Below are 16,523 nucleotides of genomic sequence, written 5' to 3'. Positions count from 1 at the left end.
ATATTGTAGATAAGTAGGGATCTTGCGGATATAAAAAAACCCGCCGAGGCGGGTTTTTTTACGTTACTACAGATTACTCTGCAGCAGCTTCTGCTTTCGATTCAGAGCGATCAACCAGCTCGATGTATGCCATCGGCGCGTTGTCACCTGCACGGAAGCCACACTTCAGAATGCGAGTGTAACCACCGGCGCGGCTCGCGAAACGCGGGCCCAGCTCGTTAAACAGTTTTGCCACGATCTCGTTATCACGAGTGCGGGCGAATGCCAGACGACGATTAGCTACGCTATCAGTCTTGGCAAGAGTAATCAGCGGCTCAACTACGCGACGCAGCTCTTTCGCTTTCGGCAGAGTCGTCTTGATGATTTCATGACGAACCAGTGAACCTGCCATATTGCGGAACATAGCCTGGCGATGGCTGCTGTTGCGGTTCAGTTGACGACCACTCTTACGATGGCGCATGACCTTATCCTTCTCAGTAAAACCTTAACCTGTGATCCGGTTACTCGTCAGCGATGCTTGCCGGTGGCCAGTTTTCCAGGCGCATGCCCAGAGACAGTCCACGGGAAGCCAGCACGTCTTTAATCTCGGTAAGAGATTTTTTACCAAGGTTAGGCGTCTTAAGAAGCTCAACCTCAGTACGCTGTACCAGATCACCGATATAGTGGATAGCTTCTGCTTTGAGGCAGTTAGCAGAGCGGACAGTCAATTCCAGATCGTCAACAGGGCGCAGCAGGATCGGATCGAATTCTGGTTTTTCTTCTTTCACTTCCGGCTGACGTACATCACGTAAATCAACGAAAGCTTCCAGTTGTTCAGCCAGAATGGTTGCCGCACGACGAATCGCCTCTTCAGGATCGATTGTGCCGTTGGTTTCCATTTCGATGACCAGCTTGTCCAGGTCGGTACGCTGTTCTACACGCGCTGCTTCAACATTGTAGGCAATACGCTCTACAGGGCTGTAGCATGCGTCGACCAGCAGACGGCCGATTGGGCGCTCATCTTCTTCCGAATGAATTCGGGTAGAAGCCGGCACATAACCACGACCGCGCTGAACTTTGATACGCATGCTAATAGATGCATTCTCATCGGTCAGGTGGCAGATCACGTGCTGTGGCTTGACGATTTCGACATCCCCATCATGGGTAATGTCGGCTGCAGTCACAGGGCCAATGCCAGATTTATTCAAGGTAAGAATAACGTCATCTTTACCCTGAACTCTCACCGCCAGCCCTTTCAGGTTGAGCAGGATTTCCAGGATATCTTCCTGAACGCCTTCTTTGGTGCTGTACTCATGTAGTACACCATCAATCTCAACCTCGGTCACCGCGCAACCCGGCATCGATGAGAGCAGAATACGGCGCAGTGCGTTACCCAAAGTATGGCCAAAGCCACGCTCTAAAGGCTCAAGGGTCACCTTGGCGTGCGTCGAACTCACTTGCTCGATATCTACCAGGCGCGGTTTTAGAAACTCTGTCACAGAACCCTGCATTGTGTCCTCTCTTTGGTACTAAGCTTTACTTGGAGTAAAGCTCGACGATCAGGTGTTCGTTAATGTCCGCAGACAGATCAGAACGCTCCGGCTTACGCTTGAACGTACCTTCCATCTTGCCAGCATCAACTTCCAGCCAGGTTGGCTTTTCACGCTGCTCAGCCAGCTCCAGAGCGGCTTTCACGCGAGACTGCTTCTTCGCTTTCTCACGAATGCTAACAACGTCATTCGGACTAACCTGATAAGAAGCGATGTTAACAACACGACCGTTTACCATAATTGCTTTATGGCTGACCAGCTGACGTGCTTCTGCACGAGTGGCACCGAAGCCCATACGGTATACAACGTTGTCCAGACGACCTTCCAGCAGACCCAACAGGTTTTCACCGGTGTTGCCTTTCAGACGTGCTGCTTCTTTGTAGTAGTTACGGAACTGACGCTCCAGCACACCGTAGATACGGCGAACTTTTTGCTTTTCACGCAACTGCACACCATAGTCAGACAGACGCGGTTTACGCGCACCGTGCTGGCCAGGAGCTTGTTCAATTTTACACTTGGTATCGATCGCGCGAACGCCAGACTTAAGGAATAAGTCAGTGCCCTCACGACGGCTCAGCTTGAGCTTAGGACCCAAATATCTTGCCATTTTCTTTCTCCAACAATCCTAGAAACGACAGCGTTATACGCGACGTTTTTTCGGCGGACGACAACCGTTATGAGGGATCGGAGTCACATCAGTAATATTAGTGATGCGGAAACCAGCGGCGTTCAGAGCACGAACAGTAGATTCGCGACCTGGACCCGGTCCTTTGACCATAACTTCCAGATTCTTGATACCGTATTCTTTTACGGCGTCAGCGCAACGCTCTGCTGCAACCTGAGCTGCAAACGGAGTGGATTTGCGAGAACCACGGAAACCGGAACCACCGGCTGTTGCCCAACCCAGTGCGTTACCCTGACGATCAGTAATGGTAACGATGGTGTTGTTAAAAGAAGCATGGATATGAGCCACGCCGTCAGAGACTTGTTTTCTTACACGTTTACGTGCACGAATTGGTGCCTTTGCCATTATTCAATCACCCCGATTATTTCTTGATCGGTTTGCGCGGACCCTTACGGGTACGTGCGTTGGTCTTGGTACGCTGACCGCGAACCGGGAGACCACGACGATGACGCAAACCGCGATAGCAACCAAGGTCCATAAGGCGCTTGATGCTCATGCTAACTTCACGGCGCAGATCACCTTCAACGACAAATTTGGCAACTTCGTCACGCAGCGTGTCGATTTGTTCTTCAGACAGCTCACTGATCTTAACATCTTCAGCGATACCCGCTGCAGCCAGAATGGCTTTAGAACGGGTCTTGCCGACGCCGTAGATCGAAGTTAATGCGATCACAGCATGTTTCTGATCAGGAATGTTAATGCCTGCTATACGGGCCACTATGCACTCCTACTATTTAATATGTACGCACCATGCTGAAAAGCCCGTTTTCAGGATACTCAAATGGAAACGCACAGACATACAAAAGATTGGCTGGCTAATCTAGCCAGCTCAACCCAACTTTGCAAGAAAAATATGCGAATAAATCAGCCTTGGCGCTGTTTATGCTTCGGCTCGGCACTGCAAATCACACGGATGACACCATCACGCTTAACGATTTTGCAGTTACGGCATAATTTCTTGACGGAAGCACGAACTTTCATTTTTACTCTCCGTAACTTCTCGGGCGACTGTTAACGGCCGTAGCCTTTCAGATTCGCCTTCTTCAATGCAGACTCGTACTGACTAGACATCATCAGAGTTTGCACTTGAGCCATAAAGTCCATAATCACGACAACAACGATAAGCAGTGAGGTCCCACCGAAGTAGAACGGTACTTTCATTGCATCACGCATGAACTCCGGGATCAGGCAGATAAAGGTAATGTAGAGCGCACCAACCAAAGTCAGGCGGGTCATTACTTTATCGATATACTTCGCCGTTTGCTCTCCCGGACGAATTCCTGGTACAAATGCACCGGACTTCTTCAGGTTATCTGCTGTTTCACGCGGGTTGAAAACCAACGCCGTGTAGAAGAAACAGAAGAAGATGATTGCAGACGCATAGAGTAACACATAAAGCGGTTGCCCAGGCTGCAAATACAGCGAAATTGTTGTCAGCCAGTTCCAACCAGTCCCGCCCCCGAACCATGACGCGATGGTTGCCGGGAACAGAATAATACTGGAAGCGAAGATTGCCGGGATTACCCCCGCCATATTCACTTTCAGCGGTAAATGTGTGCTCTGTGCAGCATAGACACGACGACCTTGCTGACGTTTCGCGTAGTTTACCACAATACGGCGTTGACCACGCTCAACAAATACAACAAAGAACGTCACTGCAAATACTAATACTGCAACCAACAGCAACACGAGGAAGTGCAGGTCGCCTTGACGCGCTTGCTCGATAGTATGGGCAATGGCTGGCGGGAGTCCCGCGACAATACCGGCGAAGATAATGATTGAGATACCGTTGCCGATACCACGTTCAGTAATCTGTTCACCCAACCACATCAGGAACATAGTCCCTGTAACCAGACTTACAACAGCGGTGAAATAGAATGCAAAGCCTGGATTCATCACCAGACCTTGCATACCAGGCATATTCGGCAGACCGGTAGCAATACCGATCGACTGGAATATTGCCAGCACCAGAGTACCGTAGCGGGTGTACTGGCTGATCTTACGACGACCAGACTCCCCTTCTTTCTTAATTTCTGCCAACGTGGGATGAACCACCGTTAGCAGCTGGATAATGATCGACGCCGAAATATACGGCATGATCCCCAGAGCAAAGATAGAAGCACGGCTGAGAGCACCACCAGAGAACATGTTAAACATTTCAATGATGGTGCCTCGCTGTTGCTCAAGCAGTTTGGCAAGTACAGCGGCATCAATACCAGGGATCGGAATGAAAGAGCCAATACGGAACACAATCAGCGCGCCGATTACAAACAGCAGTCTGCGTTTCAGCTCGCCTAAGCCACCTTTGGCACTTTGAAAATCTAATCCCGGTTGTTTAGCCATCTGCTACTTATTCCTCGATTTTACCGCCAGCAGCTTCGATAGCAGCACGAGCGCCTTTAGTAACACGCAGGCCACGAACAGTTACCGGAGTCGTTACTTCACCAGCCAGGATCACTTTCGCGAACTCGATCTGGATACCGATAATGTTAGCCGCTTTCAGCGTGTTCAGGTCTACAACACCGCCTTCAACTTTAGCCAGGTCAGACAGACGAACTTCGGCTGTAATCGCTGCTTTACGTGAAGTGAAGCCGAATTTCGGCAGACGACGGTACAGAGGCATCTGACCACCCTCGAAACCGCGACGTACGCCACCGCCAGAACGAGACTTCTGACCTTTGTGACCACGACCACCGGTTTTACCGAGGCCAGAACCGATACCACGACCCAGGCGTTTACCCGCCTTTTTGGAGCCTTCGGCCGGAGACAGAGTATTTAAACGCATCTCTTACTCCTCAACTTTAACCATGAAGGAAACCGCGTTGACCATACCACGAACAGCAGGAGTATCCTCGCGCTCTACGGTGTGACCAATACGACGCAGACCCAGGCCAAGCAGCGTTGCCTTGTGTTTCGGCAGACGACCGATTGCACTGCGGGTTTGAGTAATTTTAATAGTCTTTGCCATGGTTTATTTCCCCAGAATTTCTTCAACGGATTTACCACGCTTGGCAGCGACCATTTCCGGAGATTTCATATTTTCCAGACCATCGATAGTTGCACGAACCACGTTAATCGGGTTGGTGGAACCATACGCTTTAGCCAGAACGTTACGAACTCCAGCGACTTCCAGAACGGCGCGCATTGCACCACCGGCGATGATACCGGTACCTTCGGAAGCCGGCTGCATGAATACACGAGAACCCGTATGAGTACCCTTAACCGGGTGCTGCAGGGTGCCGTGGTTCAGCGCGACGTTAATCATATTGCGACGGGCTTTTTCCATCGCTTTCTGGATCGCTGCTGGAACTTCACGCGCTTTACCGTAACCAAAACCAACGCGACCGTTACCATCGCCAACTACAGTCAGAGCTGTGAAGGAGAAAATACGACCACCTTTAACGGTTTTAGATACGCGGTTTACCGCGATCAGCTTTTCCTGCAGTTCGCCAGCTTGTTTTTCGATGTGAGCCATCTTACACCTCTACCTTAGAACTGAAGGCCAGCTTCACGGGCAGCATCTGCCAGTGCCTGGACACGACCATGATATTGGAACCCGGAACGGTCAAAGGACACATCTTTGATGCCTTTTTCCAGAGCGCGTTCGGCGACAGCTTTACCCACAGCTGCTGCAGCGTCTTTGTTACCGGTGTACTTCAGTTGTTCAGCGATAGCTTTTTCTACAGTAGAAGCAGCTACCAGAACTTCAGAACCGTTCGGTGCAATTACCTGTGCGTAAATATGACGCGGGGTACGATGTACCACCAGGCGAGTTGCGCCCAGCTCTTTGAGCTTGCGGCGTGCGCGGGTCGCACGACGGATACGAGCAGATTTCTTATCCATAGTGTTACCTTACTTCTTCTTAGCCTCTTTGGTACGCACGACTTCGTCGGCGTAACGAACACCCTTGCCTTTGTAAGGCTCAGGACGACGGTAGGCGCGCAGATCTGCTGCAACCTGACCGATCAGCTGTTTATCAGCGCCTTTCAGCACGATTTCAGTCTGAGTCGGACATTCTGCAGTGATACCTGCCGGCAACTGATGATCAACTGGATGCGAGAAACCTAAAGCCAGGTTTACTACATTCCCTTTGACCGCTGCACGATAACCTACACCAACCAGCTGCAGCTTCTTAGTGAAGCCTTCGGTAACACCGACAACCATTGCATTCAGCAGGGCACGCGCGGTACCAGCCTGAGCCCATCCATCAGCGTAACCATCACGCGGACCGAAGGTCAGTGCATTATCTGCATGATTTACTGCAACAGCATCGTTGAGAGTACGAGTCAGCTCGCCGTTTTTACCTTTGATCGTAATAACCTGACCGTTGATTTTTACATCAACGCCGGCAGGAATAACGACCGGTGCTTTAGCAACACGAGACATTTTTTCCTCCGATTAGGCTACGTAGCAGATAATTTCGCCACCAAGACCAGCCTGGCGCGCTGCACGATCAGTCATAACACCTTTAGAGGTAGAAACAACTGCGATACCCATGCCAGCCATAACTTTCGGCAGCTCGTCTTTACGCTTATAAATGCGCAGACCTGGGCGACTGACACGCTGAATGCTTTCTACAACAGCTTTACCCTGGAAATACTTGAGAGTAAGTTCCAGTTCCGGCTTGGTGTCGCCTTCAACTTTAAAATCTTCAATAAAACCTTCTTCCTTCAGCACGTTGGCAATTGCCACTTTCAGCTTGGAGGAAGGCATGGTGACCGCAGCTTTATTCGCGGCCTGACCGTTACGGATACGGGTCAGCATATCCGCGATCGGATCTTGCATGCTCATCTGTCTTTACTCCCGTGATTCAATTGGTAATTACCAGCTAGCCTTTTTCAAGCCTGGTACTTCACCGCGCATGGCGGCTTCACGCAGTTTGATACGGCTCAACCCGAACTTGCCCACATAGCCATGCGGACGACCTGTTTGACGGCAGCGGTTACGCTGACGGGACGGGCTGGAATCACGCGGCAGAGACTGCAGCTTGAGAACTGCGTTCCAACGATCTTCGTCGGTCGCGTTCACATCAGAGATAATAGCTTTCAGTTCAGCGCGTTTTGCGAAGTACTTATCAGCTAAAGCTACGCGCTTTACTTCGCGTGCTTTCATTGATTGCTTAGCCATTCAGTAACCCTACCTTACTTGCGGAACGGGAAGTCAAAGGCAGCCAGCAGAGCACGGCCTTCTTCGTCAGATTTCGCAGTAGTGGTAATGGTAATATCCAAACCACGCACGCGGTCGACTTTATCGTAGTCGATTTCTGGGAAGATGATCTGCTCACGGACACCCATGCTGTAGTTACCACGACCGTCGAAAGACTTAGCGGACAAGCCACGGAAGTCACGGATACGTGGAACAGCAATAGTGATCAGGCGCTCAAAGAACTCCCACATGCGTTCGCCACGCAGAGTTACTTTACAGCCGATCGGATAGCCCTGACGGATTTTGAAGCCTGCAACTGATTTGCGTGCTTTGGTGATCAGCGGTTTTTGACCGGAGATTGCTGTCAGGTCAGCTGCTGCGTTATCCAGCAGTTTCTTGTCAGCGATCGCTTCACCAACACCCATGTTCAGGGTGATCTTCTCGACCCGAGGGACTTGCATGACAGAATTGTAGTTAAACTCAGACATGAGTTTAGCGACTACTTCGTCTTTGTAGTAATCATGCAGTTTCGCCATCGTACTACTCCAAATTACTTGATAGTTTCGCTGTTAGACTTGAAGAAACGGACTTTTTTGCCGTCTTCGAATCTAAAGCCTACACGGTCAGCCTTGCCGGTTGCCGCGTTGAAGATAGCAAGGTTAGAGATCTGAATAGCTGCTTCTTTCTCTACGATGCCGCCTGGTTGATTCAGGGCCGGAACCGGCTTCTGATGTTTCTTAACCAGGTTGATACCTTCAACAATGACCTTGCCGGAAGACAGGACATTTTTTACTTTACCGCGTTTACCTTTATCTTTACCGGTTAACACGATAACTTCGTCATCACGACGGATCTTCGCTGCCATGATTCGCTCCTTAGAGTACTTCTGGTGCCAGAGAGATAATTTTCATGAACTTCTCGTTACGAAGTTCACGAGTTACCGGCCCAAAAATACGCGTACCGATAGGTTGCTCGCTGTTATTGTTTAAAATAACGCATGCATTACCATCGAAGCGAATGACAGAACCGTCCGGGCGACGAACACCCTTCTTGGTGCGCACCACTACCGCCTTCAGCACATCACCTTTTTTGACCTTACCACGCGGAATTGCTTCTTTGATGGTGATCTTGATGATGTCGCCGACGCCTGCGTAGCGACGGTGCGAGCCACCCAGAACCTTGATACACATTACGCGACGTGCACCGGAGTTGTCGGCGACGTTCAGCATAGTCTGTTCTTGGATCATTTTAGTGCTCCGCTAATGTCAACTACTACTGAGACCCGAAAATCAGGTCGTTAAAAAAGCCCCATATCGGGGGCGCGGCATTATAACACCGCTTAAACGATATGGGTAGAAAAAATAAACGGCTCATCGCTGAGCCGTTTATTCGTTGAGAATGCCTACTGTATTACAGAACAGCTTTCTCTACAACGCGAACCAGCGTCCAGGACTTAGTCTTGGACAGCGGACGGCATTCGCGGATTTCAACCACGTCACCAGTACCGCATTCGTTGTTCTCGTCATGTACGTGCAGTTTGGTCGTACGCTTAATGAATTTACCGTAGATCGGGTGTTTCACAAAACGTTCGATAGCAACAACAATGGATTTCTCCATTTTATCGCTAACAACGCGACCTTGCAGAGTACGGATTTTATCGGTCATTACGCACCCGCCTTCTCAGTCAGTAAAGTCTTAACGCGTGCGACATCACGACGCACTTGCTTCAACAGGTGAGACTGTTGCAGCTGGCCACTTGCAGCCTGCATACGCAGGTTGAACTGCTCACGCAGCAGATTCAGCAGCTCGGTGTTCAGCTCTTCAACACTCTTCTCACGCAGCTCTTTTGCTTTCATTACATCACCGTCTTAGTTACAAAGGTGGTTTTAATCGGCAGTTTCGCTGCTGCCAGCTTGAATGCTTCACGGGCCAGCTCTTCCGGTACGCCGTCCATTTCATACAGGACTTTACCCGGCTGAATCAAGGCAACCCAATACTCCACGTTACCTTTACCTTTACCCATACGCACTGCCAGCGGCTTTTCAGTGATCGGTTTATCCGGGAATACACGGATCCAGATCTTACCTTGACGCTTAACTGCACGGGTCATAGCACGACGTGCTGCTTCGATCTGACGGGCAGTCAGACGACCACGGCCAACAGCTTTCAGACCGAAGCTGCCGAAGCTAACATCCGCGCCAGCAGCCAGACCGCGGTTACGGCCTTTGTGCATTTTACGGAATTTTGTACGCTTTGGTTGTAACATCAGCGACGCTCCTTATTTACGGCCTTTACGCTGCTGCTTTTTAGGTTGCGCAGCCGGTTTTTCCGGTTGTTCAACAGCAGCCATACCACCCAGGATCTCGCCTTTGAAGATCCACACTTTAACGCCGATTACACCGTAAGTGGTGTGCGCTTCAGAGGTGTTGTAGTCGATGTCAGCACGCAGAGTGTGCAGCGGAACGCGACCTTCACGGTACCATTCGGTACGAGCGATTTCCGCGCCGCCCAGACGGCCGCTAACTTCAACTTTAATACCTTTAGCGCCCAGACGCATTGCGTTCTGTACAGCACGCTTCATAGCACGACGGAACATAACGCGACGTTCCAGCTGAGAAGTGATGCTGTCAGCAACCAATTTTGCGTCCAGTTCAGGCTTACGCACTTCGGCGATATTGATCTGAGCAGGAACGCCAGCAATATCCGCTACGACTTTGCGCAGTTTTTCTACGTCTTCGCCTTTCTTACCGATAACGATACCCGGGCGAGCAGTGTGAATGGTCACACGGATGCTCTTAGCCGGACGCTCGATAACGATACGAGATACAGACGCTTTCGCCAGTTCCTTAGTCAGGTACTGACGTACTTTAAAATCGCTGTCCAGGTTGTCAGCGAATTCTTTGGTGTTCGCAAACCAGGTTGAGTTCCATGGTTTTACAATACCCAGGCGAATACCATTAGGATGTACTTTCTGACCCATTGCTAGTCTCCAGAGTCTCAGCGATCGGACACAACCACAGTAATGTGGCTGGTGCGCTTCAGGATGCGATCTGCACGACCTTTTGCACGCGGCATAATGCGCTTCATGCTCGGGCCTTCGTCTACGAAAATTTTCGTAACTTTCAGATCGTCAATGTCAGCGCCATCGTTGTGTTCAGCGTTAGCAATGGCAGATTCCAGGACTTTCTTAACCAGTACAGCCGCTTTCTTATTGGTGTAGGTCAGAATATCAAGGGCCTGCGACACTTTCTTACCGCGAATCAGGTCTGCAACAAGGCGAACCTTCTGAGCAGAAGAACGAGCATGGCGATGTTGAGCTAAAGTTTCCATCTCTTCCTCCTACCTTATTTCTTCTTCGCTTTTTTATCAGCAGCGTGGCCGCGATAAGTACGAGTCGGTGCGAATTCACCCAGTTTGTGACCGACCATTTCGTCGGAAACAAATACCGGAACGTGCTGACGACCATTATGGACAGCGATGGTCAAACCGATCATGTTAGGAAAGATCGTTGAACGACGGGACCAAGTGCGCAGGGGCTTCTTGTCTCCGCTTTCCACCGCTTTCTCTACCTTCTTCAGCAAGTGCAGGTCAATAAAAGGACCTTTCTTGAGAGAACGTGGCATGGCTTATCCTCTAAAATTATTTGCTACGGCGACGTACGATGAATTTATCAGTACGCTTGTTGCTGCGGGTCTTCTTACCTTTGGTCTGAACGCCCCACGGAGTTACCGGGTGCTTACCAAAGTTACGACCTTCACCACCACCATGTGGGTGGTCGACTGGGTTCATCGCAGTACCGCGAACGGTAGGACGAACACCACGCCAGCGTGCAGCACCTGCTTTACCCAGAACGCGCAGCATATGCTCAGCATTGCCAACTTCGCCCAGAGTTGCACGGCAGTCTGCTTCGACTTTACGCATTTCACCAGAACGCAGACGCAGGGTGACATAAGCACCATCACGAGCAACGATCTGAACGTAAGTACCAGCGGAACGTGCCAGCTGACCGCCTTTACCTGGTTTCATTTCTACGTTATGAACGGTAGAACCAACCGGGATATTGCGCATCGGCAGGGTGTTACCTGCTTTGATTGCAGCATCAACGCCAGATTGAATCTGGTCGCCAGCTTTCAGGCCTTTAGGGGCCAGGATGTAACGGCGTTCACCGTCTTTGTACAGAACCAGCGCGATGTTCGCGGAGCGGTTCGGATCGTACTCAAGACGTTCAACAACTGCCGGGATACCGTCTTTGTTGCGTTTGAAGTCAACAATACGATAAGCCTGCTTGTGACCACCACCGATGTGACGAGTGGTGATGCGGCCATTGTTGTTACGACCACCGGATTTGCTGTTTTTTTCAACCAGCGGAGCAAAAGGTTTGCCCTTGTGCAGCTCTGGGTTGACCACTTTAACAACGTGGCGACGACCCGGAGATGTCGGTTTACATTTAACAACTGCCATTGTATTACTCCTCCGACTTACTCAGCGCCGCCGACGAAGTCCAGATTCTGGCCTTCCTTCAGGGTGACGTAAGCTTTTTTCCAGTCGCTACGACGACCGATACGCTGTCCGTGACGTTTAACTTTCCCTTTAACTACCAGGGTGTTAACGACTTCGACTTCGACTTCAAACAGTTTCTGCACAGCAGCTTTGATTTCTGCTTTGGTCGCGTCTTTAGCAACTTTGAGAACGATGGTGTTAGTTTTTTCCATCGCAGTAGACGCTTTTTCAGAAACGTGCGGTGCGCGCAGCACTTTCAGCAGACGTTCTTCACGAATCATGCCAGCATCTCCTCAACTTGCTTAACAGCATCAGCAGTCATTACGACTTTGTCGAAGGCGATCAGGCTAACCGGGTCGATACCAGTTGCATCGCGTACGTCAACCTTGTGCAGGTTGCGCGCAGCCAGGAACAGGTTTTCGTCCAGCTCACCGGTGATGATCAGCACATCTTCCAGAGCCATGTCTTTCAGTTTCTGTGCCAGCAGCTTAGTTTTAGGCGCTTCTACAGAGAATGATTCGACAACGATCAGACGATCCTGACGTACCAGTTCGGACAGAATGCTTTTCAGCGCGCCGCGGTACATCTTTTTGTTAACTTTTTGACTGTGGTCCTGTGGACGAGCAGCGAAGGTCACGCCACCTGAACGCCAGATCGGGCTCTTGATAGAACCTGAACGCGCACGGCCGGTACCTTTCTGGCGCCACGGCTTTTTGCCTGAACCAGTTACTTCAGCACGAGTCTTCTGAGCACGAGTACCCTGACGAGCACCAGCTGCATAAGCAACAACAACCTGGTGAACCAGCGCTTCGTTGAAATCACGACCGAAGGTAGTTTCGGAAACAGTCAGCGCGCTCTGCGCGTCTTTCAATACTAATTCCATTGCTATCCCCTTACGCCTTCACAGCTGGTTTAACGATCAGGTCGCAACCGGTCGCACCCGGAACACCACCTTTAACCAGCAGCAGGTTGCGCTCAGCGTCAACACGTACTACGTCCAGGCTCTGAACGGTGACACGTTCGTTACCCAGCTGACCTGCCATTTTCTTGCCTTTGAACACTTTGCCCGGAGTCTGGTTCTGACCGATAGAACCCGGAACGCGGTGAGACAAGGAGTTACCGTGAGTCGCGTCCTGGGTACGGAAGTTCCAGCGCTTAACGGTACCAGCGAAACCTTTACCTTTAGAGGTACCGGTTACGTCAACTTTTTTAACGTCAGCAAACAGTTCAACGCTAATGCTCTGACCTACGGTGAATTCTTCACCATCCGCCAGACGGAACTCCCACAGGCCGCGGCCAGCTTCTACGCCAGCTTTAGCAAAGTGACCAGCTTCCGGCTTGGTTACACGGTTAGCTTTTTTAGCACCAGTGGTAACCTGAATAGCGCGGTAGCCATCGTTAGCCAGGTCTTTAACCTGAGTAACGCGGTTTGCTTCAACTTCGATTACGGTTACTGGGATAGATACGCCATCTTCAGTGAAGATGCGGGTCATACCCACTTTTTTACCGACTAAACCAATCATTGTATCAACCTCTCAATCGCTCGATGACCTGATTAACCCAGGCTGATCTGCACGTCTACACCGGCAGCCAGATCCAGACGCATCAGAGCATCAACGGTTTTCTCAGTTGGCTCAACGATGTCAACCAGACGCTTGTGAGTGCGAATTTCGTACTGATCACGCGCATCTTTGTTAACGTGCGGAGAGATCAGAACGGTAAAGCGCTCTTTGCGGGTCGGCAGCGGGATCGGACCACGGACTTGCGCACCAGTGCGCTTAGCAGTCTCGACGATTTCCGCGGTTGATTGATCGATCAGACGATGATCAAACGCTTTCAGGCGGATACGGATTCTTTGGTTCTGCATGAGACCAGAGCTCCAATTATTTTATAGACGAAATAGTTACTCCTCAAACCCATTACGATTGATGGGAGAGTGTAACCGTTCTTACAGAGTTCCCCAATTGGGAACATTGTCAGATAGTCAAATCGACTATCAGTGGTCCTGATTGAACCAGCCGTCAATTAAGACAAGCCCGCGCATTATACGTAAATATCAGCCTGACGCAAGTGCCGTGTAGAAATTAATCACTCTTACACAGATGCGAGTGCTGTTCCACTCTGATTGTATACACTTTCACGCGGCGTAAATTCCCTGGGAAGACGACAGCAAAATGGATATTCGGGCATTGTACAGTTAGCGCTACTTACCTGAGAGTTACATCTTTCTCGCACCGGATTAAGACATGAATACTGAACTTCCCTTTTTGCTGATTTATCTTTCTCTATCCGGACTGCTTGGGGTTCAGGATTTGCGTACTGGCCTATTGCCCGACAAATTCACCTGCCCGCTTCTCTGGAGTGGTCTTCTTTTTTATCAATGTTGCAATCCCACCCAGTTGTCCGATGCACTTTGGGGTGCAATTGCAGGGTATGGTGTATTTTCTCTATTCTATTGGGGATACCGCCTGGCATGGCACCAGGAAGGGTTAGGCTATGGGGACGTAAAATTTCTCGCCGCACTTGGCGCGTGGCATCGATGGGACTCATTACCCCTGTTGGTCTTACTTGCCGCCGGGTTAGCTTGCTGCATGACAGGCGTAGCATTTATAACGCATGGAAAAAAGAAACTAAAAAACCCGCTGCCTTTTGGACCATATCTGGCGGCTGCGGGTTTTGTTGTTGGCTGGCTAAATCTGATACAGGGCGGTTAGTCACTGACCTTAATTTGCGACTGCAGATAGTTTTGCAATCCTAGTTTTCCAATCAGATCCAACTCCGTTTCGAGCCAATCGATATGCCCTTCTTCTTCGATCAGGATCTCAATCATCATGTCCCGACTAACATAGTCATGAACGCTATCGGCATAAGCAATGGCTTCGCGTAAATCTTTTGCGCCGTCAAGCTCGAGTCGAAGATCTGATTGCAGCATCTCTTCAACATCTTCACCAATCCCCAACTTACCTAGATCCTGTAAGTTTGGGAGACCTTCTAAAAATAAAATACGCTCAATATACTTATCAGCGTGTTTCATCTCATCGATTGATTCATGGTACTCAACATCATTGAGGCGAGTCAGTCCCCAGTTTTTAAACATACGGGCATGGAGAAAATACTGGTTGATTGCGACAAGCTCATTTCCCAATAGTTTATTGAGATAATTTATGATTTTAACATCACCTTTCATTTTATAGTCCCTCCGCTTCCACTCTTAGAGCGTAGATGGGGCTACAGGGATGTCAAAAAAAAGAGTGTGACTTAGGCGATTTCTTTAAATTCTGGCATTTGAGTTAACTCATCCTGCATGACTTCACGCGCAGCCCGAATGCACTTACCGCATTGATTTCCCACAGGAATGAATTTGCGTAATTGCTGAAAGGACTGAGGATGAAACTGGCGAACAGCCTGACGAATTTTTTTATCACTTATTGCATTGCACAAACAAACGTACATGATCGCTCCCGTTCAATTTCTGCGCAAAGTGTAAATGAGAATAGTTATGATTACAATAGCACAATACTATTTACGCGATGGAAGAATGAACAAAAAATGCGAACAAATATGACAACCGTTAAATCACAGGTAGCAAAAAGGGCGCCTAAGCGCCCTTTTTAAGCTCAAAGCTAATTAATAAATAATTAGCTCATTACTTTAGCAACAACGCCCGCGCCAACGGTACGGCCGCCTTCACGGATTGCGAAACGCAGACCGTCGTCCATCGCGATCGGGTGGATCAGGGTAACAACCATTTTGATGTTGTCGCCCGGCATTACCATCTCTACGCCTTCCGGCAGTTCGATGGTACCCGTCACGTCAGTAGTACGGAAGTAGAACTGCGGACGGTAGCCTTTGAAGAACGGAGTATGACGGCCGCCTTCGTCTTTGGACAGAATGTACACTTCAGATTCGAACTTGGTGTGCGGCTTGATAGAGCCCGGCTTAGCCAGTACCTGACCACGTTCGATTTCTTCACGTTTGATACCACGCAGCAGAACACCAACGTTCTCACCAGCACGGCCTTCGTCCAGCAGTTTGCGGAACATTTCAACGCCGGTACAGGTAGACTTAGCAGTCTCTTTGATACCAACGATTTCAACTTCTTCACCAACTTTGATGATACCGCGTTCTACACGACCGGTAACAACGGTACCACGACCGGAGATGGAGAATACGTCTTCGATAGGCAGCAGGAACGGCTTGTCAATCGCACGCTCTGGTTCCGGGATGTAAGAATCCAGGAAGCCAGCCAGTTCGATGATTTTCGCTTCCCACTCTGCTTCGCCTTCCAGCGCTTTCAGAGCAGAACCACGAACGATCGGCGTGTCGTCGCCCGGGAAATCGTACTGAGACAGAAGTTCACGAACTTCCATTTCTACCAGTTCCAGCAGCTCTTCGTCATCAACCATGTCGCATTTGTTCAGGAACACGATGATGTACGGAACGCCTACCTGACGACCCAGCAGGATGTGCTCACGGGTCTGCGGCATCGGGCCGTCAGTCGCAGCAACAACCAGGATCGCGCCGTCCATCTGCGCAGCACCGGTGATCATGTTTTTAACATAGTCGGCGTGGCCCGGGCAGTCTACGTGCGCGTAGTGGCGAGTCGGGGTGTCATATTCAACGTGAGAGGTGTTGATGGTGATACCACGAGCTTTTTCTTCCGG

At 50.1% G+C, this 16,523-nt stretch carries 32 protein-coding genes; 1 reads left to right on the top strand and 31 read right to left on the bottom strand.

The genetic code is table 11. The features are described from left to right. Window positions 1-73: 73 nt before the first annotated feature. The 28 genes from rplQ to rpsJ form a co-directional block, all read right to left on the bottom strand. The gene (gene rplQ / locus OGX95_RS22240; RefSeq protein WP_001216372.1) at window positions 74-460 is read right to left on the bottom strand and encodes a 50S ribosomal protein L17; all 387 of its coding nucleotides are present in this window, start codon (window positions 458-460) and stop codon (window positions 74-76) included. Window positions 461-500: 40 nt separating this feature from the next. Continuing rightward, window positions 501-1,490, bottom strand: a complete 990-nt coding sequence (locus OGX95_RS22235; RefSeq protein WP_003031139.1) for a DNA-directed RNA polymerase subunit alpha — start codon at window positions 1,488-1,490, stop codon at window positions 501-503. A gap of 25 nt (window positions 1,491-1,515) precedes the next feature. Continuing rightward, window positions 1,516-2,136, bottom strand: coding sequence for a 30S ribosomal protein S4 (rpsD, locus tag OGX95_RS22230; protein WP_003031138.1), 621 nt, complete (start codon window positions 2,134-2,136; stop codon window positions 1,516-1,518). A 33-nt stretch (window positions 2,137-2,169) separates the two neighbouring features. Further along, a complete protein-coding gene (gene rpsK, locus OGX95_RS22225) occupies window positions 2,170-2,559 on the bottom strand; it encodes a 30S ribosomal protein S11 (RefSeq protein WP_260861814.1) in 390 nt (129 codons plus the stop codon). A 16-nt stretch (window positions 2,560-2,575) separates the two neighbouring features. Continuing rightward, window positions 2,576-2,932 carry a 30S ribosomal protein S13 gene (rpsM, locus tag OGX95_RS22220; RefSeq protein WP_003031135.1) on the bottom strand — a complete coding sequence of 119 codons (357 nt, stop codon included), beginning with the start codon at window positions 2,930-2,932 and terminating at the stop codon, window positions 2,576-2,578. A gap of 146 nt (window positions 2,933-3,078) precedes the next feature. Next, window positions 3,079-3,195, bottom strand: coding sequence for a 50S ribosomal protein L36 (rpmJ, locus tag OGX95_RS22215; protein WP_000868187.1), 117 nt, complete (start codon window positions 3,193-3,195; stop codon window positions 3,079-3,081). A 30-nt stretch (window positions 3,196-3,225) separates the two neighbouring features. Further along, window positions 3,226-4,557, bottom strand: a complete 1,332-nt coding sequence (gene secY / locus OGX95_RS22210) for a preprotein translocase subunit SecY (RefSeq protein ID WP_001118864.1) — start codon at window positions 4,555-4,557, stop codon at window positions 3,226-3,228. Window positions 4,558-4,564: 7 nt separating this feature from the next. Beyond that, on the bottom strand, window positions 4,565-4,999 hold the full coding sequence (gene rplO, locus OGX95_RS22205) for a 50S ribosomal protein L15 (RefSeq protein ID WP_001238917.1): 435 nt from the start codon (window positions 4,997-4,999) through the stop codon (window positions 4,565-4,567). A 3-nt stretch (window positions 5,000-5,002) separates the two neighbouring features. Next, window positions 5,003-5,182 carry a 50S ribosomal protein L30 gene (gene rpmD / locus OGX95_RS22200; RefSeq protein WP_001140434.1) on the bottom strand — a complete coding sequence of 60 codons (180 nt, stop codon included), beginning with the start codon at window positions 5,180-5,182 and terminating at the stop codon, window positions 5,003-5,005. 3 nt (window positions 5,183-5,185) lie between these two features. Next, a complete protein-coding gene (rpsE, locus tag OGX95_RS22195; protein WP_003031131.1) occupies window positions 5,186-5,689 on the bottom strand; it encodes a 30S ribosomal protein S5 in 504 nt (167 codons plus the stop codon). 14 nt (window positions 5,690-5,703) lie between these two features. Next, on the bottom strand, window positions 5,704-6,057 hold the full coding sequence (gene rplR, locus OGX95_RS22190; protein WP_000358956.1) for a 50S ribosomal protein L18: 354 nt from the start codon (window positions 6,055-6,057) through the stop codon (window positions 5,704-5,706). A gap of 9 nt (window positions 6,058-6,066) precedes the next feature. After that, window positions 6,067-6,600 (bottom strand): 50S ribosomal protein L6, encoded by a 534-nt coding sequence (gene rplF, locus OGX95_RS22185; protein WP_006687355.1) that lies wholly within the window; start codon window positions 6,598-6,600, stop codon window positions 6,067-6,069. 12 nt (window positions 6,601-6,612) lie between these two features. Continuing rightward, window positions 6,613-7,005, bottom strand: a complete 393-nt coding sequence (gene rpsH / locus OGX95_RS22180; protein ID WP_003031127.1) for a 30S ribosomal protein S8 — start codon at window positions 7,003-7,005, stop codon at window positions 6,613-6,615. Window positions 7,006-7,035: 30 nt separating this feature from the next. Further along, a complete protein-coding gene (rpsN, locus tag OGX95_RS22175) occupies window positions 7,036-7,341 on the bottom strand; it encodes a 30S ribosomal protein S14 (protein WP_003031125.1) in 306 nt (101 codons plus the stop codon). A 14-nt stretch (window positions 7,342-7,355) separates the two neighbouring features. Then, entirely contained in the window at window positions 7,356-7,895 is a 540-nt protein-coding gene (gene rplE / locus OGX95_RS22170; protein ID WP_064541635.1) for a 50S ribosomal protein L5, read from the bottom strand. 14 nt (window positions 7,896-7,909) lie between these two features. Next, window positions 7,910-8,224, bottom strand: a complete 315-nt coding sequence (gene rplX / locus OGX95_RS22165) for a 50S ribosomal protein L24 (RefSeq protein WP_003031122.1) — start codon at window positions 8,222-8,224, stop codon at window positions 7,910-7,912. A 10-nt stretch (window positions 8,225-8,234) separates the two neighbouring features. Continuing rightward, on the bottom strand, window positions 8,235-8,606 hold the full coding sequence (gene rplN, locus OGX95_RS22160) for a 50S ribosomal protein L14 (RefSeq protein WP_000613954.1): 372 nt from the start codon (window positions 8,604-8,606) through the stop codon (window positions 8,235-8,237). Between the two features lie 163 nt (window positions 8,607-8,769). Further along, window positions 8,770-9,024 (bottom strand): 30S ribosomal protein S17, encoded by a 255-nt coding sequence (gene rpsQ / locus OGX95_RS22155; protein ID WP_003031120.1) that lies wholly within the window; start codon window positions 9,022-9,024, stop codon window positions 8,770-8,772. Further along, entirely contained in the window at window positions 9,024-9,215 is a 192-nt protein-coding gene (rpmC, locus tag OGX95_RS22150; RefSeq protein WP_000644742.1) for a 50S ribosomal protein L29, read from the bottom strand. The genes rpsQ and rpmC overlap by 1 nt, the downstream gene beginning before the upstream one ends. After that, window positions 9,215-9,625, bottom strand: coding sequence for a 50S ribosomal protein L16 (gene rplP, locus OGX95_RS22145; RefSeq protein ID WP_000941208.1), 411 nt, complete (start codon window positions 9,623-9,625; stop codon window positions 9,215-9,217). Before rplP ends, rpmC begins: the two co-directional genes overlap by 1 nt. A 12-nt stretch (window positions 9,626-9,637) precedes the next feature. After that, on the bottom strand, window positions 9,638-10,339 hold the full coding sequence (gene rpsC, locus OGX95_RS22140; RefSeq protein WP_000529945.1) for a 30S ribosomal protein S3: 702 nt from the start codon (window positions 10,337-10,339) through the stop codon (window positions 9,638-9,640). A gap of 17 nt (window positions 10,340-10,356) precedes the next feature. Then, entirely contained in the window at window positions 10,357-10,689 is a 333-nt protein-coding gene (gene rplV, locus OGX95_RS22135; RefSeq protein ID WP_000448832.1) for a 50S ribosomal protein L22, read from the bottom strand. Window positions 10,690-10,703: 14 nt separating this feature from the next. Next, window positions 10,704-10,982 (bottom strand): 30S ribosomal protein S19, encoded by a 279-nt coding sequence (gene rpsS, locus OGX95_RS22130; RefSeq protein ID WP_001138115.1) that lies wholly within the window; start codon window positions 10,980-10,982, stop codon window positions 10,704-10,706. 16 nt (window positions 10,983-10,998) lie between these two features. Continuing rightward, complete coding sequence (rplB, locus tag OGX95_RS22125; protein ID WP_000301869.1) at window positions 10,999-11,820, bottom strand: 50S ribosomal protein L2; 822 nt, start codon at window positions 11,818-11,820, stop codon at window positions 10,999-11,001. A 17-nt stretch (window positions 11,821-11,837) separates the two neighbouring features. Next, window positions 11,838-12,140: a 50S ribosomal protein L23 gene (gene rplW, locus OGX95_RS22120; RefSeq protein WP_000617546.1), complete on the bottom strand. Its 303-nt coding sequence runs from the start codon at window positions 12,138-12,140 to the stop codon at window positions 11,838-11,840. Continuing rightward, a complete protein-coding gene (gene rplD, locus OGX95_RS22115) occupies window positions 12,137-12,742 on the bottom strand; it encodes a 50S ribosomal protein L4 (RefSeq protein ID WP_003031119.1) in 606 nt (201 codons plus the stop codon). Before rplD ends, rplW begins: the two co-directional genes overlap by 4 nt. A gap of 10 nt (window positions 12,743-12,752) precedes the next feature. Continuing rightward, on the bottom strand, window positions 12,753-13,382 hold the full coding sequence (gene rplC / locus OGX95_RS22110; protein WP_045448329.1) for a 50S ribosomal protein L3: 630 nt from the start codon (window positions 13,380-13,382) through the stop codon (window positions 12,753-12,755). A gap of 32 nt (window positions 13,383-13,414) precedes the next feature. Next, window positions 13,415-13,726, bottom strand: a complete 312-nt coding sequence (gene rpsJ / locus OGX95_RS22105) for a 30S ribosomal protein S10 (RefSeq protein ID WP_001181005.1) — start codon at window positions 13,724-13,726, stop codon at window positions 13,415-13,417. Between the two features lie 379 nt (window positions 13,727-14,105). Here rpsJ and OGX95_RS22100 point away from each other — a divergent pair, with 379 nt between their 5' ends. Continuing rightward, the gene (locus tag OGX95_RS22100) at window positions 14,106-14,573 is read left to right on the top strand and encodes a prepilin peptidase (protein ID WP_286631002.1); all 468 of its coding nucleotides are present in this window, start codon (window positions 14,106-14,108) and stop codon (window positions 14,571-14,573) included. Here OGX95_RS22100 and bfr read toward each other — a convergent pair. From bfr to tuf, 3 genes are all read right to left on the bottom strand, one after another. Next, window positions 14,570-15,046 (bottom strand): bacterioferritin, encoded by a 477-nt coding sequence (bfr, locus tag OGX95_RS22095; protein WP_286631001.1) that lies wholly within the window; start codon window positions 15,044-15,046, stop codon window positions 14,570-14,572. The two genes, OGX95_RS22100 and bfr, sit on opposite strands and share 4 nt — an antisense overlap. Window positions 15,047-15,117: 71 nt before the next feature. Continuing rightward, window positions 15,118-15,312, bottom strand: a complete 195-nt coding sequence (bfd, locus tag OGX95_RS22090) for a bacterioferritin-associated ferredoxin (RefSeq protein ID WP_003031111.1) — start codon at window positions 15,310-15,312, stop codon at window positions 15,118-15,120. A 185-nt stretch (window positions 15,313-15,497) separates the two neighbouring features. Further along, window positions 15,498-16,523, bottom strand: a 1,026-nt coding sequence (gene tuf / locus OGX95_RS22085) for an elongation factor Tu (RefSeq protein WP_189624548.1), incomplete at its 5' end; no start/stop codon positions are given.

Origin of the sequence: Citrobacter sp. Cu233 (assembly GCF_030332225.1) — a bacterium.
In the GTDB taxonomy this organism is placed as follows: Bacteria; Pseudomonadota; Gammaproteobacteria; order Enterobacterales; family Enterobacteriaceae; genus Citrobacter.
Note: the sequence above shows the minus strand (reverse complement) of the source record. Positions and strands in the feature narration are given on the sequence as shown.

Excerpts from the sequence above, each read along its gene's own strand:
- rplQ (WP_001216372.1), bottom strand. The coding sequence starts at position 460 with ATGCGCCATCGTAAGAGTGGTCGTCAACTGAACCGCAACAGCAGCCAT.
- OGX95_RS22235 (WP_003031139.1), bottom strand. The coding sequence starts at position 1,490 with ATGCAGGGTTCTGTGACAGAGTTTCTAAAACCGCGCCTGGTAGATATC.
- rpsD (WP_003031138.1), bottom strand. The coding sequence starts at position 2,136 with ATGGCAAGATATTTGGGTCCTAAGCTCAAGCTGAGCCGTCGTGAGGGC.
- rpsK (WP_260861814.1), bottom strand. The coding sequence starts at position 2,559 with ATGGCAAAGGCACCAATTCGTGCACGTAAACGTGTAAGAAAACAAGTC.
- rpmJ (WP_000868187.1), bottom strand. The coding sequence starts at position 3,195 with ATGAAAGTTCGTGCTTCCGTCAAGAAATTATGCCGTAACTGCAAAATC.
- secY (WP_001118864.1), bottom strand. The coding sequence starts at position 4,557 with ATGGCTAAACAACCGGGATTAGATTTTCAAAGTGCCAAAGGTGGCTTA.
- rplO (WP_001238917.1), bottom strand. The coding sequence starts at position 4,999 with ATGCGTTTAAATACTCTGTCTCCGGCCGAAGGCTCCAAAAAGGCGGGT.
- rpmD (WP_001140434.1), bottom strand. The coding sequence starts at position 5,182 with ATGGCAAAGACTATTAAAATTACTCAAACCCGCAGTGCAATCGGTCGT.
- rpsE (WP_003031131.1), bottom strand. The coding sequence starts at position 5,689 with ATGGCTCACATCGAAAAACAAGCTGGCGAACTGCAGGAAAAGCTGATC.
- rplR (WP_000358956.1), bottom strand. The coding sequence starts at position 6,057 with ATGGATAAGAAATCTGCTCGTATCCGTCGTGCGACCCGCGCACGCCGC.
- rplF (WP_006687355.1), bottom strand. The coding sequence starts at position 6,600 with ATGTCTCGTGTTGCTAAAGCACCGGTCGTTATTCCTGCCGGCGTTGAT.
- rpsH (WP_003031127.1), bottom strand. The coding sequence starts at position 7,005 with ATGAGCATGCAAGATCCGATCGCGGATATGCTGACCCGTATCCGTAAC.
- rpsN (WP_003031125.1), bottom strand. The coding sequence starts at position 7,341 with ATGGCTAAGCAATCAATGAAAGCACGCGAAGTAAAGCGCGTAGCTTTA.
- rplE (WP_064541635.1), bottom strand. The coding sequence starts at position 7,895 with ATGGCGAAACTGCATGATTACTACAAAGACGAAGTAGTCGCTAAACTC.
- rplX (WP_003031122.1), bottom strand. The coding sequence starts at position 8,224 with ATGGCAGCGAAGATCCGTCGTGATGACGAAGTTATCGTGTTAACCGGT.
- rplN (WP_000613954.1), bottom strand. The coding sequence starts at position 8,606 with ATGATCCAAGAACAGACTATGCTGAACGTCGCCGACAACTCCGGTGCA.
- rpsQ (WP_003031120.1), bottom strand. The coding sequence starts at position 9,024 with ATGACCGATAAAATCCGTACTCTGCAAGGTCGCGTTGTTAGCGATAAA.
- rpmC (WP_000644742.1), bottom strand. The coding sequence starts at position 9,215 with ATGAAAGCAAAAGAGCTGCGTGAGAAGAGTGTTGAAGAGCTGAACACC.
- rplP (WP_000941208.1), bottom strand. The coding sequence starts at position 9,625 with ATGTTACAACCAAAGCGTACAAAATTCCGTAAAATGCACAAAGGCCGT.
- rpsC (WP_000529945.1), bottom strand. The coding sequence starts at position 10,339 with ATGGGTCAGAAAGTACATCCTAATGGTATTCGCCTGGGTATTGTAAAA.
- rplV (WP_000448832.1), bottom strand. The coding sequence starts at position 10,689 with ATGGAAACTTTAGCTCAACATCGCCATGCTCGTTCTTCTGCTCAGAAG.
- rpsS (WP_001138115.1), bottom strand. The coding sequence starts at position 10,982 with ATGCCACGTTCTCTCAAGAAAGGTCCTTTTATTGACCTGCACTTGCTG.
- rplB (WP_000301869.1), bottom strand. The coding sequence starts at position 11,820 with ATGGCAGTTGTTAAATGTAAACCGACATCTCCGGGTCGTCGCCACGTT.
- rplW (WP_000617546.1), bottom strand. The coding sequence starts at position 12,140 with ATGATTCGTGAAGAACGTCTGCTGAAAGTGCTGCGCGCACCGCACGTT.
- rplD (WP_003031119.1), bottom strand. The coding sequence starts at position 12,742 with ATGGAATTAGTATTGAAAGACGCGCAGAGCGCGCTGACTGTTTCCGAA.
- rplC (WP_045448329.1), bottom strand. The coding sequence starts at position 13,382 with ATGATTGGTTTAGTCGGTAAAAAAGTGGGTATGACCCGCATCTTCACT.
- rpsJ (WP_001181005.1), bottom strand. The coding sequence starts at position 13,726 with ATGCAGAACCAAAGAATCCGTATCCGCCTGAAAGCGTTTGATCATCGT.
- OGX95_RS22100 (WP_286631002.1), top strand. The coding sequence starts at position 14,106 with ATGAATACTGAACTTCCCTTTTTGCTGATTTATCTTTCTCTATCCGGA.
- bfr (WP_286631001.1), bottom strand. The coding sequence starts at position 15,046 with ATGAAAGGTGATGTTAAAATCATAAATTATCTCAATAAACTATTGGGA.
- bfd (WP_003031111.1), bottom strand. The coding sequence starts at position 15,312 with ATGTACGTTTGTTTGTGCAATGCAATAAGTGATAAAAAAATTCGTCAG.